Source organism: Pseudomonas sp. GP01-A4 (assembly GCF_058780865.1).
On the sequence record NZ_JBYSWF010000024.1, the window covers coordinates 56,277 to 70,765 of the forward strand.

Below are 14,489 nucleotides of genomic sequence, written 5' to 3' on the forward strand. Positions count from 1 at the left end.
CAGTATCGGTAGAAGCCCCATGCAGTTGATCGAAAAACTCAGCATCCTCGCCGACGCCGCCAAGTACGACGCGTCCTGCGCCAGCAGCGGTGCGCCCAAGCGCAGCTCGGAAGGCAAGGCGGGGCTGGGTTCCACCGATGGCATGGGCATCTGCCACAGCTACACGCCCGACGGTCGCTGCGTGTCGTTGCTCAAGGTGCTGCTGACCAACTTCTGCCTCTACGACTGCCAATACTGCGTCAACCGCCGCTCCAGCGACGTGCCCCGTGCACGCTTCAGCCCGGAGGAGGTGGTGACCCTGACCCTCGACTTTTACCGGCGCAACTGCGTCAGCGGGCTGTTTCTCAGCTCCGGCATCATCCGTTCGGCCGACTACACCATGGAGCAGCTGGTGCGGGTCGCCAAACTCCTGCGCGAAGAGCATGACTTTCGCGGCTACATCCACCTCAAGACCATTCCCGAAGCCGACCCGGCACTGATTGCCGAGGCGGGGCGGTATGCCGATCGCCTCAGCGTGAATATCGAGTTGCCAACGGACAAGAGCCTGCAAACCCTGGCGCCCGAGAAGCAGATCGTCTCGATCAAGCAGGCCATGCAAACCATCTATACCGGTGAGCAGACGGTGCTCAACGAACCCCGCGCGCCGCGTTTCGCGCCGGCCGGGCAGAGCACGCAGATGATCGTCGGCGCCGATGACACCGACGACAGCACCATCCTCCACAGCGCCGAGGCGTTGTACGGCAATTTCAAACTGCGCCGGGTGTATTACTCGGCGTTCAGCCCGATCCCCAACAGCCCGAAAAGCGTGCCCCTGGCCGCGCCGCCGCTGATGCGCGAGCACCGCTTGTACCAGGCGGATTTCCTGTTGCGCAGATACGGGTTCAGCGCCAATGAACTGTTTGAAGGGCCGGGCGACCTGGCCCTGGATATCGACCCCAAGCTGGCCTGGGCGCTGGAGCACCGCGAGGTGTTCCCGCTGGACTTGAACCGGGCCGAGCCGACGCTTATTGCGCGCATTCCCGGAATTGGCCTGCGCACCACCCAGCGGCTGGTGGACCTGCGTCGCCAGCGCAAGATCCGCTTCGAAGACCTGGCGCGCATGCGGTGTGTGCTGACCAAGGCCAAGCCGTTTTTCATCACCAGCGACTACCACCCGCAGCAAGCGGAAAGCACCAGCGTGCTGCTGCGCGAACAACTGCGCGACCGCCCGCAGCCGCAGCAAATGGGGCTGTGGGGATGATCAGCCTGGAATGCGACAACCTGTTCAGCACCTGGCGCGAGCAGGCGCGCTGGTTGCTCAGCCATCAGATCGACCCCAGCCACGTGAGTTGGGGCGTGGCCGAGGTGGCGGACCTGTTTGCCACCGACGAGCAGTACCCGGCCGAGTGCGGGCCGTTCCAGGCGCGGATTCCCAAGGCGCTGCTGGAGCTGCTGGAGTCTGCCGCGTGTTATCACGGTGAACAGCGCTGGAGCCTGTTGTATGAGGTGCTGTGGCGCGTCAGCCATGGGGACCGCACGGCGATGATGTCGGGGGACAAGCTGGGCAGCGAATTGCAGCGGCGGATCAAGCAGGTGCAGCGCGAGGCCCATCACCTGCATGCGTTTGTGCGGTTTATCGCATTGCCGGCAGAGGCGGGGCCGCAGTTGCCGGAGTACGTGGCGTGGCATGAGCCGGCCCACGACATCTTGAAGGTGGCCAGCCAGCATTTTGTCGGGCGCATGGGGCGTCATCGCTGGATGATCGCCACGCCCCTGGATGGGGTTTATTACGACGGGGAGCAGTTGATTCACCAGCGGCAATGCCCAGTGGAATGGCAGGCGTTGGCGCAGAATGTCGAGGATCCCCACAGTGCGATGTGGTTGACGTACTACAGCCATATCTTTAACCCGGCGCGGTTGAATCCGAAGGTGATGGAAGGGCATTTGCCGAGCCGGTTCTGGAAGAATCTGCCGGAGGGCAAGTTGATTCCGGGGCTGATCAGCGAGGCGCGCACGGGCAAGCAGCGGGATGGGCAGGCGAAGATGATTGGGGCGCGTCCAGGCAAGCGAATTTCAAGCGGGCACGGTTAAATGTGGGAGCGGGCTTGCTCGCGAATGCGGTGTATCAGTCGCTGGATGTGCTGCTGACACACCGCATTCGCGAGCAAGCCCGCTCCCACATTTGATCTCTATTGCCTGTAGGGGCGGATTCAGGCCAGTTCGGTGGCGGTGTTTTTTACGACCGCCAGCTCGGGATGCGCCACCAATTTATCGATGTGCAATTCATCATTGTTCAGCCAGGTTTCCGTCAGCACGCGGTAGTGCTCCATGTCCCGGCAGCGCATGCGCAGGCTGTAGTCGAACGGCCCGCTGATCAACTGGCACTCGAACACTTGCGGGCAGGCTTTGACACATGCCTCGAACGCCTTCTGCGCCGAGCGCCCGCTCTGGTTGGAGAGGGCCACCAGCACCAGCAGTGACAGCCCCGGCGAGACCATCTGCACGTCGATGATCGCCCCATAACCCCGGATGACCCCGCGTCGTTCCAGCTTGCGCACCCGTTCCAGGCACGGCCTGGGCGTCAGGTGCACCAGCGACGAGAGTTTTTCGTAGGTGATGCGTCCCTGGTGCCGTAACACGTCGATGATGGCTTCATCGATGCGGTCCAGCACAGGTGAGGCGTTCGGTCCGGTGGCCTTGGTATCCATGGTGTGTGGTGTTCACTTCAATCGGTTGGAAAGAAATTGCTGCAAGCGTTCGCTGTTCGGCTGGTCGAGGATATCCGCTGCGCCTTGTTCCTCGACGCGGCCCTGATGCAGGAACAGCACTTGGCTGGACACCTGGCGGGCAAAGCCCATTTCGTGGGTGACCATGAGCATGGTACGACCTTCCTCCGCCAACGTCTGTATGACTTTGAGCACTTCTCCTACAAGTTCAGGGTCGAGGGCCGAAGTGGGTTCGTCGAACAGAATGATCTCCGGTTCCATCGCCAGGGCCCGGGCGATGGCCACGCGCTGTTGCTGGCCGCCGGAGAGGAATGCCGGGTATTGGTCCGCCACCCGGCCCGGCAGGCCGACCTTGTCGAGGTACAGGCGTGCGCGTTTTTCCGCCTCGGCGGCGCTCACCCCCAGCACCCGGCGCGGCGCCATGGTGATGTTTTCCAGCACGGTCATGTGGCTCCACAGGTTGAAGTGCTGGAACACCATGGCCAGGCGGGTGCGCAGGTTCTGCAATTGCGCCTGGTGCGGCGCGCGCGTGCCGGCGCGGCCTTGCTGCATTTCGATGCTGATGCCATCGAGAGTGATAACCCCGGCGTCCGGCTGTTCGAGGAAGTTGATGCAGCGCAGCATCGTGCTCTTGCCGGAGCCGCTGGCGCCGATCAGGCTGATCACGTCGCCGTTGCGCGCGTTCAGTGAAACGCCCTTGAGCACCTCATGCTCGCCATAGCGTTTGTGCAGGCCTTCGACCTGGAGTTTGACGTTGGCGTTTTCGGCCACGGCGACCGGCTGGGTAGCGGGGCGTACATCGGTGGGATAAGCGGCCAGGGCCTGCGCGGACTGATTCATGGGTTAGCCTCGGGTAGGAACAAGAAAACGCATCCAGCGACGTTCGGCCAGTCGAAACAGGCCCACCAGTGCAAAGGACAGCAGCATGTACAACAGGGCGGCGATGCCGAAGGCCTGGAACGTCAGGAACGTCTCGGCGTTGGCGTCGCGGGCCACCTTGAGGATGTCGGCAATGGTGGCGGTGAACGCCAGGGACGTGGCGTGCAGCATCAGGATCATTTCATTGCTGTAGGCCGGCAGTGCGCGACGCAGTGCGGCGGGCACTACCACAAACAGGTTCAGGCGCCAGCCATGCAGGCCGTAGGCCTTGGCGGCTTCGATCTCGCCGTGGGGGATGTTGCGAATCGCCCCGGCAAAGATTTCCACGGTGTAGGCGCACGTGTTCAGTACAAACGCCAGCAGCGTGCAGTTCAGTGCATTGCGAAAAAACTGGTTGAGCAGGGCGTTGTCCTGCACCACGTCCAGGCCGTAGAGGCCGGTGTAGCAAATCAGCAACTGGATATACAGCGGCGTGCCGCGAAACAGGTAGGTGTAGACCTCCACTGGCCAGCGAATCCAGAAGTGTTCCGAGACCCGCGCGATCGCCAGCGGGATCGACAGAAAGAAGCCCAGCACCACCGAGATAATGAAGAGCCACAGGGTCATCGCCACCCCGGAAAAGCCGTTACCGTCGGTGAACAGGTAGGCCAGGCCGTATTGCTGGATCAGTTCGATCATCGCACCATCCCCTTGATGCCCACGTTGTAGCGCCGTTCCAGGCGTTTGAAGATGCGGTTGGAGAGGGTGGTGATCACCAGGTACACCAGGCCCGCGAGGATCAGGAAATACAGCGGGTCATTGGTGGTCTTGCCGGCGTTTTGTGCGGCCTTGACCAGGTCTGACAGGCCGATGATCGACACCAGCGCGGTGGACTTGAGCAGCACCAGCCAGTTGTTGCCCAGGCCCGGCAGGGCAAAGCGCATCAGTTGCGGGAACAGCACCAGGCGAAAGCGCTGCCAGCGGCTCAGGCCGTAGGCGGTGGCGGCTTCGAGTTGGCCGGCGGGCACGCTGAGAATCGCCCCGCGAAAGTTTTCGGTGAAATACGCACCGTAGATAAAACCGAGGGTGATGACACCGGCGGTGAACGGGTCGATTTCGAAGTAGGCCCAGCCGAGCATTTCACTCAGGTCGTTCAGCCACAGTTGCAGGCTGTAGAAAATCAGCAGGATCAGCACCAGGTCCGGCACGCTGCGAATCAGCGTGGTGTAGAGCGTGGCCGGAACCCGCAGCAGCTTGACGCTGGAGAGCTTGGCGGCGGCGGCGAGCAGTCCCAGGGACAGGCTCAGCAGCAGCGCCAGGAACGCCAGCTTGACCGTCATCCAGGCACCCTGGGCCAGCAGCGGGCCGAAGCCTTGCAAGTTGAGGAGTTCATTCATGGGAAGTATCTCGATGGGGCGCAGAGTTTTACTGTGGGAGCGAGCTTGTGTGGGAGCGGGCTTGCTCGCGAAGACAGCGTTTCAGTCAATACATGTGTGACTGACCCACCGCTTTCGCGAGCAAGCGCGCTCCCACACAAGCTCGCTCCCACATGAGGCGTTACTCGTTGTAGATATCCTGATCGCCGAAGTATTTCTTCTGGATCTGTGTGTAGGTGCCATCGGCCTGGACGGCGGCGATGCCTTTGTTGATCAGCTCCACCAGGTCCTTGTCGTTCTTGCGCAGGCCCATGGCGATGTCGAGCGGCAGGGTCGGGTCCTTGAAGGCCGGGCCGGTCTTGAAGTCGGCACCTTCAGGCTTGGACAGGAAGTTGAGCTGGGCTTCGAGCTTGTCGGTGAGGGTGGCGTCGAGGCGACCGTTTTGCAGGTCGGCGTAGTTCTGTTCCTGGGACTGGTACGCCTTGATCTGCGCGCCGAGCTTGGCCAGGTGCGCACGGGCGTAGGCTTCCTGCAGCGAGCCTTGCAGCACGCCGACCTGTTTGCCTTTCAGGGATTCGGGGGTGTCGCCGAAGTCGGCGCTTTTGCGGGTGATCACCGAGGTCGGGCTGAGGAACAGCCGGTCGCTGAAGTCGATGACTTTCTGGCGGGCCGGGGTCACGGCCATGGAGGACATGATGGCGTCGAACTTGCGGGCGCGCAGGGCCGGGATCATGCCGTCGAATTCGTTGTGGACCCACACGCATTTGACTTCCAGCTTGGCGCAGATGGCGTTGCCCAGGTCGATGTCGAAACCTTGCAGGCTGCCGTCGGCGGCGACGGATTCAAACGGTGGGTATTCGGGGAAAACCCCAAAGCGGATTTCTTTCCATTCCTGAGCCTGGGCAGCGGTTGCGGCCAATGGCAGGAGCAGCGCAGCGAAAAGTGATCGGAGCGGAGTCATGTGTATTCCCTATATTTTGTAATTGATGTCAGGGCAGTAGAAAACGGGACGCTAAGGTGAAGAGGCTTTTTGTGGCGAGGGAGCTTGCTCCCGCTGGGCTGCGCAGCGGCCCCAAAATCCCGGGAGCGCTACGCACTCCAGCGGGAGCAAGCTCCCTCGCCACATTGGGCTGTTTGTTGTCAGAGAGAATGCTTCAAGATGGTGCGTTTTTTGTGTCGTTTACCCCTGCCGCGGCGGGCGGAATGTGCTGTTAAAACGCGGGTCACAGCGGAAACGGCTGCGGCACCCGCTGAATCGGCTTGTTGACCGGGTTTTTCCGGCCTGCCTTTCACGCAAAGCGGCAGGCCAGAGCGGTCTCAGGCGCGCTTTTTCTGCTGTGCCACCGGTGCTTGGGCCAGGCGGGCAAACAGGTCCTTGGGGTCGGCAAGGTCCGGCACCAGTTCCAGTTCGCTGCCCACGTCCAGCGCCTTGGCCACGTCCAGTACGTAACGCAGGGCGGAGTAGTCTTCGATGGCAAAACCTACCGAGTCGAACAGGGTGACCTGGCGCGCGTTTTCGCGGCCTGGCGCCTGGCCGTTGATCACTTGCCACAGCTCGGTGACCGGCGAATCTTCCGGCATGTGCTGGATTTCGCCTTCGATGCGGCTTTGTGGCTCGTACTCGACAATCACGCGGGCCCGTTCGACGATTCGTCGGTCCAGTTCGGTCTTGCCGGGGCAGTCGCCACCGACGGCATTCAGGTGCATGCCCGGTTCGATCATCTCGTCCGTGAGGATGGTGGCGTAGGCCTTGTCGGCGGTGACGGTGGTGACGATGTCGGCGCCTTTCACGGCTTCGGCCACGCTGCCTGCCAGGATCACCTTGATCGCCGGGAAGGCTTTGAGGTTGGCGGCCAGTTTGGCGGTGGCCTTGGCGTCGATGTCGAACAGGCGGATTTCAGTGATGCCCAGCATCGCGTGGAAGGCCAGGGCCTGGAACTCACTCTGGGAGCCGTTGCCGATCAGCGCCATGCTGCGGCTGTTGTCCCGGGCCAGGTAGCGCGCCACTAGGGCCGAGGTGGCGGCCGTGCGGATCGCGGTGGTCAGGGTCATTTCCGCCAGCAGCACCGGTTTGCCGGTGTCCACATCACCCAGGGCGCCGAAGGCCATGACGGTGAGCATGCCGCTCTGGGTGTTTTTCGGGTGGCCGTTCACGTATTTGAAGGCGTACAGCGACGCGTCGGACACCGGCATCAGCTCGATCACGCCCTCGGGGGAATGGTTGGCCAGGCGCGCGCATTTTTCAAAGTCCTGCCAGCGCAGGTAGTCGGCGCGGATGTACTCGGCCATCTCGGTAATGCAGGTTTGCAGGCCTTTTTGCGAAACCAGGTAGCTCAAGTCGTTGACGTCGATATAGCGGGTCATGGGAAGACTCCTTATTGAAATGAGGGGCGGGCGGGCAGATGTACTTCCGCCAACATGCAGCGGGCACTGCCGCCGCCGATGCGTTCGATGTTGTCGATGTTCACCACCACCGGCCGGGTGTGGCGCTCCACGTGCTGGCGCTGGGCGGGCTTGAGCGAGCCCCAGGCGCTGGCCGACATCACCAGCAGCGGCTGGCCGTCGCGGTCATGGACTTCGAGCATGTTGCCGGCGAAGGCTTCCAGCTGGTCGAAGTCCAGGGCGACGATGTCTTTGCCGGTATCGCGCAGGGAGCGTTCAAGGGCCTGGCGCTCGCGGTCATCGGGCAGGGCTTGCAGGCACACCACGGAGAGGTCCCGACCGACACTCATCATCACGTTGCTGTGGTAGATCGGCGCGTGGTGGCGGTCGACGGCGTGGAATACGCAGAGCTGGTAGTCAAGGCGTTCGGCGAACTGGCGGAGGGCATCCTGATGGGTACGCCCGGAATGGCAGGCGTAGCTGATGCGGTGCTGGCGGTCGAGGACCATGCTGCCGGTGCCTTCGAGGAACATGTTCTGTTGTTCGAGGTGGCTGAAGTCGATGGTGTTGTGGATCGCGAAGCGTTGCTCCAGCACTTGCAGCACGCCTTTGTCGCGTTCCAGTCGTCGGTTCCGGCCTTCCATCGGATACAGCACCAGGCTGCCGTCGGCGTGGCTGCTCCACCAGTTGTTGGGGAAGATCGAATCCGGGGTATGGGGAGCGGGGGTGTCTTGTACCACCAGCACTTCCACGCCGTGGTGGCGCAGGGTGTCGACGTAGCCGTCGAACTCTTCCAGCGCTTTCTGCTGTGCGGCCAATGGGTCGAGCGGCGCGCGCTGGAAGCGGTTGTTGATCGCGGTGTCCGGGTTGAAGGCGAAGTGCGCCGGGCGGATCATCAGGACAGTGTTGGTGGTTTGCATGGGGGCACGGGTCCATGGGTTGGGCAGTGAGGCTATTTTGTGCGGTGTGAAGGAAGAATCCCGGCTGAACTGAGGGGGTGGCTCAGCCGGGAAAGCTGAAAAGTGGGGTGGGGCAGCCGAATCGGCTGTGGAGGTGAGTGGAGATCAAAATGTGGGATTGCTCGCGAAAGCGGTGGGTCAGTTAATAAATTCGGTGGCTGATACACCGCCTTCGCGAGCAAGCCCGCTCCCACATTGGTATTGTGTTGCCTGAGGTTTTTTGTCTGGATGGAGAAACCATGCCCACTGAAGTTCGTCTCGCCCAAACTACCGATGCCGAGGGCATCAGCCAGGTCATCCTGGCGGCCCTGCATGACAGCAACGCCCGGGATTATCCGGCGGATGTGATTGCGCGGGTGGCGAGCAACTTTACTCCCGAGGCTGTCGTGGCGTTGCTCGCGCGTCGAACGGTGCTGGTGGCTATTCAGGATGAGGTGATCGTTGCCACGGCGGCACTTGACGCCAATGTGGTGCGCTCGGTCTTCGTCAATCCGGCGCTGCAAGGGCAGGGCATCGGGCGCTTGCTGATGATTGAAATCGAGCTGCGTGCCCGGGAAGCCGGGGTGACCTTGTTGCATGTGCCGTCTTCGCTGACGGCAGAGCCGTTCTACACCAAGCTCGGTTTCCACACGGTGCGCGATGTCTACCATGGCAATGAGCGCACGCTGGTGATGGAGAAGGCGTTGTCATCCCGCCATCCCATCGGCGTCTATCGCGATCGGGCCCATCGGGCGCAGGTGGTGGCGTTGTGGCAGGCGGCGTTTGGTTATGACGCGGCGCATAACCTGCCGAGCCTGGCGATCGACAAGAAGCTGGCGGTCAACGATGGGTTGTTCTTCGTGGCCACCGACAAGAAGGCGGTGATCGGCACTATCCTCGCCGGCTACGACGGGCATCGTGGCTGGTTGTATTCAGTGGCGGTGCACAACGACTATCGCCGCCAGGGCCTGGGCGCCTCGTTGGTGCGGCATGCGGAGCAGGCGTTGACGGCGCTGGGTTGCATGAAGATCAACCTGCAGATCACCAGTGGCAATGACGCGGTGATGGGGTTTTATGAGGCGCTGGGTTATGGCGCGGAGCCGCGGATCAGCATGGGCAAGAAGATCCTGGAAAACATCCCGATGGATAAGGCCTGAAGCCCGGTTTTCCAAACGCTGGAAACCAAATGTGGGAGCGGGCTTGCTCGCGAATGCGGTGTATCAGTCAATAAATCTGTCGACTGACACTCCGTATTCGCGAGCAAGCCCGCTCCCACAGTTTGGTTTTGCAGTGTTGCTTAGACCTTGACGATCCAGCCCTCAGGCGCTTCGACGTCGCCGGACTGTACGCCAGTCAGCTCTTTGTAGAGCTTCTGGGTGACCGGGCCGACTTCTTTTTCGCTGTAGAACACGTGCAGCTTGTCTTTGTACTCGATGCCGCCGATCGGGGTGATCACGGCGGCGGTGCCGCAGGCGCCGGCTTCCTTGAAGTCCGACAGCTTGTCGATCAGCACGTCGCCTTCAACCACTTCCAGGCCCAGGCGCGATTTTGCCAGCTCGATCAGCGACAGGCGGGTGATGCCTGGCAACACCGACGGCGAGTTCGGGGTGACGAACTTGTTGTCGTGGGTGATCCCGAAGAAGTTGGCCGAGCCGACTTCTTCGATCTTCGAGTGGGTGGCCGGGTCGAGGTAGATGCAGTCGGCGAAGTTGGCTTTTTTCGCCAGGGAACCGGGCATCAGGCTGGCGGCGTAGTTGCCACCGACCTTGGCTGCGCCGGTGCCGTTGGGAGCCGCACGGTCGTAACCGGAGATCAGGAAGTTGTGCGGGGTCAGGCCGCCCTTGAAGTAGGCGCCGACCGGGATGCAGAAGATCGAGAAGATGAATTCCGGCGCGGTGCGCACGCCGATGTTGTCACCGGTGCCGATCACGAACGGGCGCAGGTACAGCGCGCCGCCGGTGCCGTACGGCGGGATGAACCGCTCGTTGGCGCGGACCACTTCCTTGCAGGCTTCGATGAAGGCGTCGGTCGGCACTTGTGGCATCAGCAGGCGGCCACAGCTGCGCTGCATGCGCGCGGCATTCTGGTCGGGGCGGAACAGGTTGATCGAACCGTCCTTGCAGCGGTAGGCCTTGAGGCCTTCAAAGCATTGCTGGCCGTAGTGCAGGGCGGTGGAGCCCTCGCTGATGTGCAGCACGTTGTCGTCGGTCAGGGTGCCTTTTTGCCACTCGCCGTCTTTCCAGGTCTGGAGGAAACGCTTGTCGGTCTTGATGTAGTCAAAACCCAGCTTGTCCCAATTGATGCTTTCGTTACCCATGACACCCTCTATCTTTTGTCAACCGCCTGGTCGAAGGCAGGCTTATGGTTTATTTCTGGATGGGCGCAACAATACTTCATTCTTGGCTTGTGTGGGAGCGGGCTTGCTCGCGAATGCGGCGTGTCATTCGATGCATTCGGTGCTGATCCACCGCTTTCGCGAGCAAGCCCGCTCCCACATTTGAACTTCGCCATTTTATAGATGCAATGCATGCCCCAGGGCCCGCAGGGCTGCTTCCTGTACCGCTTCGCCGAGGGTCGGGTGGGCGTGGATGGTGCCCGCCACGTCTTCCAGGCGTGAACCCATTTCCAGGCTCAGGCCGAAGGCCGTGGACAGTTCCGAGACGCCAACGCCTACCGCCTGCCAGCCGACGATCAGGTGATTGTCGCGGCGCGCCACTACCCGCACGAAGCCGGTTTTCGACTCCAGGGTCATGGCCCGGCCATTGGCGGCGAACGGGAAGCTCGACACGATGCAGTCCAGCCCGGCCGCCCTGGCTTCGTCCGGGGTCTTGCCGACCACTACCAGTTCCGGGTCGGTGAAGCACACCGCCGGGATCGCGGCCGGGTTGAATTCGCGGGATTTACCGCTGATCAGTTCGGCGACCATTTCGCCCTGGGCCATGGCCCGGTGGGCGAGCATCGGTTCACCGCTGAGGTCGCCGATGGCCCACACATTGCGCATGCTGGTCTGGCAACGGCTGTCGATCTTGATCGCCGAGCCGTTCATGTCCAGGTTCAAGGCTTCGAGGTTCCAGCCCTGGGTGTTGGGTTTGCGACCAACGGCAACCAACACCTGGTCGGTTTCCAGCGACAGCGTCTCGCCGCTGGGGTCGCGCACTTGCAGGGTATTGTTCTCGAAACCGGTGACGCTGTGTTTGAGGAACACCTTCACCCCCAGTTGCTTCAGGGATTCGGCCACCGGTTGGGTCAGTTCGGCGTCGTAGGCCGGCAAAATCCGGTCCTGGGCCTCAACAACGCTGACCTCGGCACCGAGCTTGCGATAGGCAATCCCCAATTCCAGGCCAATGTAGCCGCCGCCCACCACGATCAAGCGTTTCGGGATGCGTTTCGGCGCCAGGGCTTCGGTGGAGGAGATGATCGGCCCGCCAATCGGCAGCATCGGCAGGTTGACACTTTTCGAGCCGGTGGCCAGCAACAGGTGTTCACACTGGATGCGCTGGTCGCCGACATCGACGGTCTTGCCGTCCACGACCTTGGCCCAGCCCTGGATGACCTGGACCTTGTGTTTTTTCAGCAGCGCGGCAACGCCGGTGGTCAGGCGGTCGACGATGCCGTCTTTCCATTCAACGCTTTTGCCGATGTCCAGGGTCGGCACATCGACTTCGATACCCAACGGCGAACCCTGGCTGTGGTGCACGGTTTGCTGGAACTGTTCGGCGACATGGATCAGCGCCTTGGACGGAATGCAGCCGATGTTCAGGCAGGTGCCGCCCAGCGATTGGCCTTCCACCAGGATGGTCGGGATGCCCAGCTGGCCGGCGCGAATCGCTGCCACGTAACCGCCAGGCCCGCCGCCGATGATCAGCAGCGTGGTGTGCAATGTTTGAGACATGGGTTACTCCAGGAACAGGCTGGCGGGTTGTTCGAGCAGGCCACGGATGGCCTGGATGAATTGCGCCGCGTCCATGCCATCGACCACCCGGTGATCGAAGGAGCTGGAGAGGTTCATCATCTTGCGGATCACGATCTGGCCCTTGATCACCATCGGCCGCTCGACAATGCGGTTGACCCCGACGATGGCCACTTCCGGCAGGTTCAGCACCGGGGTGCTGACAATCCCGCCCAACGCACCGAGGCTGGTCAGGGTGATGCTCGAGCCCGACAGCTCATCGCGACTGGCCTTGCCATTGCGCGCCGCATTCGCCAAGCGATTGATTTCTTGCGCCGTGCCCCACAGGTCGCGGGCTTCGGCGTGACGCACCACCGGCACCATCAGGCCGACATCGCTCTGGGTGGCGACACCCACATGCACCGCGCCGAGGCGGGTGATGACCTGGGCTTCGTCGTCATAACGCGCGTTGATCTGCGGATAGTCGCGCAATGCGACGACCATGGCCCGCACCAGGAACGGCAGCAGCGTCAGCTTGCCGCGGGTAGCGCCGTGTTTCTCGTTGAGGTGCACGCGCAACTCATCGAGGGCCGTGACGTCGATCTCTTCCACATAGCTGAAATGCGCGGCGCGCCGGGTGGCGTCCTGCATGCGCTGGGCGATCTTGCGGCGCATGCCGATCACCGGGATTTGCTGCTCGTCGTTGCGTTCGGCGTACGGGTTGGAGGCCCCGGAATTTTTCGCCGGACCCTGGAGCAAGTAAGCGTCCAGATCTTCATGCAGAATCCGGCCAGCCGGGCCTGAGCCCTGGACCAGTCGTAGCTGGATGCCAGCATCCAGCGCATGTTTGCGCACGGCCGGGGAGGCCAGCGGGCGGTCATCGGCCTCGCGGGCCACGGGCGCTTGCGCAGCCGCCACCGCAGGTTTGGCTGCCGGCTTGGGCTCAACCACGGGCGCGGCCTTGGCTTCAACTTTCGGCGCCGGTGCGGGTACCGGCGCGAGGTCTTCAACCACTGCCGATTCCCGGGTATTGCCCGCGCCTTCCACCTCGATACTGATCAAAACACTGCCCACCGCCATGACTTCCCCCGGCTCGCCGCCGAGGGAAATCACCTTGCCGTGCACCGGCGACGGAATGTCCACCATGGCCTTGTCGGTCATCACGTCCGCCAGCACCTGGTCTTCTACCACCAGGTCGCCGACCTTGACGTGCCATACCGACAATTCAACTTCTGCGATGCCTTCGCCAATGTCCGGCATCTTGATAACGTGCGTGCCCATTCAGACCTCCATAACCCGATGCAAAGCCGCGCCCACACGGGTCGGGCCAGGGAAATACGCCCACTCTTGCGCGTGGGGATACGGGGTATCCCAACCGGTGACGCGCTCGATCGGCGCTTCCAGGTAGTGGAAGCAATGCTCCTGCACCAGCGCCACCAGCTCGGCGCCGAACCCGCAGGTACGGGTGGCTTCGTGAACGATCACGCAGCGACGGGTTTTCTTCACGGAATTGACGATGGTTTCCAGGTCCAGCGGCCACAGGCTGCGCAGGTCGATGACTTCGGCGTCGATGCCGGTTTCTTCGGCGGCGACTTGCGACACATACACCGTGGTGCCGTAGGTGAGGATCGTCACGTCCTTGCCCGGGCGGGCGATGGCGGCCACATCCAGCGGCACGGTGTAGTACCCGTCCGGCACCTGCGCTTGCGGGTGTTTCGACCACGGGGTTACCGGGCGGTCGTGGTGGCCGTCGAACGGGCCGTTATACAGGCGCTTGGGTTCGAGGAAGATCACCGGGTCATCGTTTTCGATGGAGGCGATCAGCAGGCCCTTGGCGTCGTACGGATTGGACGGCATCACCGTGCGCAGGCCGCAGACCTGGGTGAACACCGCTTCAATACTCTGGCTGTGGGTCTGGCCGCCGTAAATGCCGCCGCCGCAGGGCATGCGCATGGTCAGCGGTGCAGTGAACTGGCCGGCCGAGCGATAACGCAGGCGGGCGGCTTCGGAAATGATCTGGTCGGTGGCAGGGTACACGTAGTCGGCGAACTGAATCTCGGCCACCGGCCGCAGGCCATAGGCGCCCATGCCGACCGCCACGCCGACGATCCCGCTTTCGGAGATCGGTGCGTCGAACACCCGCGAGGTGCCGTACTTGTTCTGCAGGCCTTCGGTGCAGCGGAACACGCCGCCGAAGTAACCGACGTCCTGGCCGAACACCACCACATTGTCGTCTCGCTCAAGCATCACATCCATGGCCGAGCGCAAGGCCTGGATCATGGTCATGGTCGTGGTGGTCATGGCGGTTTCCAGCTCGATATTGTTGTTGTGATCGTTCATG

Annotated in this window: 14 protein-coding genes; 3 read left to right on the top strand and 11 right to left on the bottom strand. The window is 62.4% G+C overall.

The annotated features are described in order from the left end of the window. Nucleotides 1-19: 19 nt before the first annotated feature. Nucleotides 20-1,240, top strand: a complete 1,221-nt coding sequence (locus AC3WKX_RS15820) for a putative DNA modification/repair radical SAM protein (protein WP_102605431.1) — start codon at nt 20-22, stop codon at nt 1,238-1,240. Next, nucleotides 1,237-2,070 (top strand): TIGR03915 family putative DNA repair protein, encoded by an 834-nt coding sequence (locus tag AC3WKX_RS15825; RefSeq protein ID WP_003208569.1) that lies wholly within the window; start codon nt 1,237-1,239, stop codon nt 2,068-2,070. The genes AC3WKX_RS15820 and AC3WKX_RS15825 overlap by 4 nt, the downstream gene beginning before the upstream one ends. A gap of 119 nt (nt 2,071-2,189) precedes the next feature. Here the strand turns inward: AC3WKX_RS15825 and AC3WKX_RS15830 are convergent, their stop codons facing one another. From AC3WKX_RS15830 to ctlX, 7 genes are all read right to left on the bottom strand, one after another. Continuing rightward, the gene (locus AC3WKX_RS15830) at nt 2,190-2,687 is read right to left on the bottom strand and encodes an Lrp/AsnC family transcriptional regulator (RefSeq protein ID WP_003208571.1); all 498 of its coding nucleotides are present in this window, start codon (nt 2,685-2,687) and stop codon (nt 2,190-2,192) included. 12 nt (nt 2,688-2,699) lie between these two features. Continuing rightward, nucleotides 2,700-3,545 carry an ABC transporter ATP-binding protein gene (locus AC3WKX_RS15835; protein ID WP_256344069.1) on the bottom strand — a complete coding sequence of 282 codons (846 nt, stop codon included), beginning with the start codon at nt 3,543-3,545 and terminating at the stop codon, nt 2,700-2,702. Between the two features lie 3 nt (nt 3,546-3,548). Further along, a complete protein-coding gene (locus AC3WKX_RS15840; protein ID WP_008434490.1) occupies nt 3,549-4,262 on the bottom strand; it encodes an ABC transporter permease in 714 nt (237 codons plus the stop codon). Continuing rightward, nucleotides 4,259-4,960 carry an ABC transporter permease gene (locus tag AC3WKX_RS15845; protein ID WP_008434488.1) on the bottom strand — a complete coding sequence of 234 codons (702 nt, stop codon included), beginning with the start codon at nt 4,958-4,960 and terminating at the stop codon, nt 4,259-4,261. The genes AC3WKX_RS15840 and AC3WKX_RS15845 overlap by 4 nt, the downstream gene beginning before the upstream one ends. 160 nt (nt 4,961-5,120) lie before the next feature. Continuing rightward, nucleotides 5,121-5,900 (bottom strand): ABC transporter substrate-binding protein, encoded by a 780-nt coding sequence (locus AC3WKX_RS15850; RefSeq protein WP_003212870.1) that lies wholly within the window; start codon nt 5,898-5,900, stop codon nt 5,121-5,123. 356 nt (nt 5,901-6,256) lie between these two features. After that, on the bottom strand, nt 6,257-7,303 hold the full coding sequence (ocd, locus tag AC3WKX_RS15855) for an ornithine cyclodeaminase (RefSeq protein ID WP_003212869.1): 1,047 nt from the start codon (nt 7,301-7,303) through the stop codon (nt 6,257-6,259). An 11-nt stretch (nt 7,304-7,314) separates the two neighbouring features. After that, nucleotides 7,315-8,241, bottom strand: a complete 927-nt coding sequence (gene ctlX, locus AC3WKX_RS15860) for a citrulline utilization hydrolase CtlX (RefSeq protein WP_102606167.1) — start codon at nt 8,239-8,241, stop codon at nt 7,315-7,317. Nucleotides 8,242-8,519: 278 nt separating this feature from the next. On the opposite strand from ctlX, the gene AC3WKX_RS15865 reads away from it, so the two are divergent. Further along, a complete protein-coding gene (locus tag AC3WKX_RS15865; protein ID WP_008434482.1) occupies nt 8,520-9,416 on the top strand; it encodes a GNAT family acetyltransferase in 897 nt (298 codons plus the stop codon). 140 nt (nt 9,417-9,556) lie between these two features. On the opposite strand, the gene AC3WKX_RS15870 is transcribed toward AC3WKX_RS15865, so the two are convergent. The 4 genes from AC3WKX_RS15870 to AC3WKX_RS15885 form a co-directional block, all read right to left on the bottom strand. Further along, nucleotides 9,557-10,576, bottom strand: a complete 1,020-nt coding sequence (locus AC3WKX_RS15870) for a branched-chain amino acid aminotransferase (protein ID WP_003212864.1) — start codon at nt 10,574-10,576, stop codon at nt 9,557-9,559. Between the two features lie 195 nt (nt 10,577-10,771). Further along, nucleotides 10,772-12,151 (bottom strand): dihydrolipoyl dehydrogenase, encoded by a 1,380-nt coding sequence (lpdA, locus tag AC3WKX_RS15875; RefSeq protein ID WP_008434480.1) that lies wholly within the window; start codon nt 12,149-12,151, stop codon nt 10,772-10,774. 3 nt (nt 12,152-12,154) lie between these two features. Beyond that, entirely contained in the window at nt 12,155-13,429 is a 1,275-nt protein-coding gene (locus AC3WKX_RS15880) for a dihydrolipoamide acetyltransferase family protein (RefSeq protein WP_003212860.1), read from the bottom strand. After that, complete coding sequence (locus tag AC3WKX_RS15885) at nt 13,430-14,488, bottom strand: alpha-ketoacid dehydrogenase subunit beta (protein ID WP_003212859.1); 1,059 nt, start codon at nt 14,486-14,488, stop codon at nt 13,430-13,432. Nucleotide 14,489: the final 1 nt, after the last annotated feature.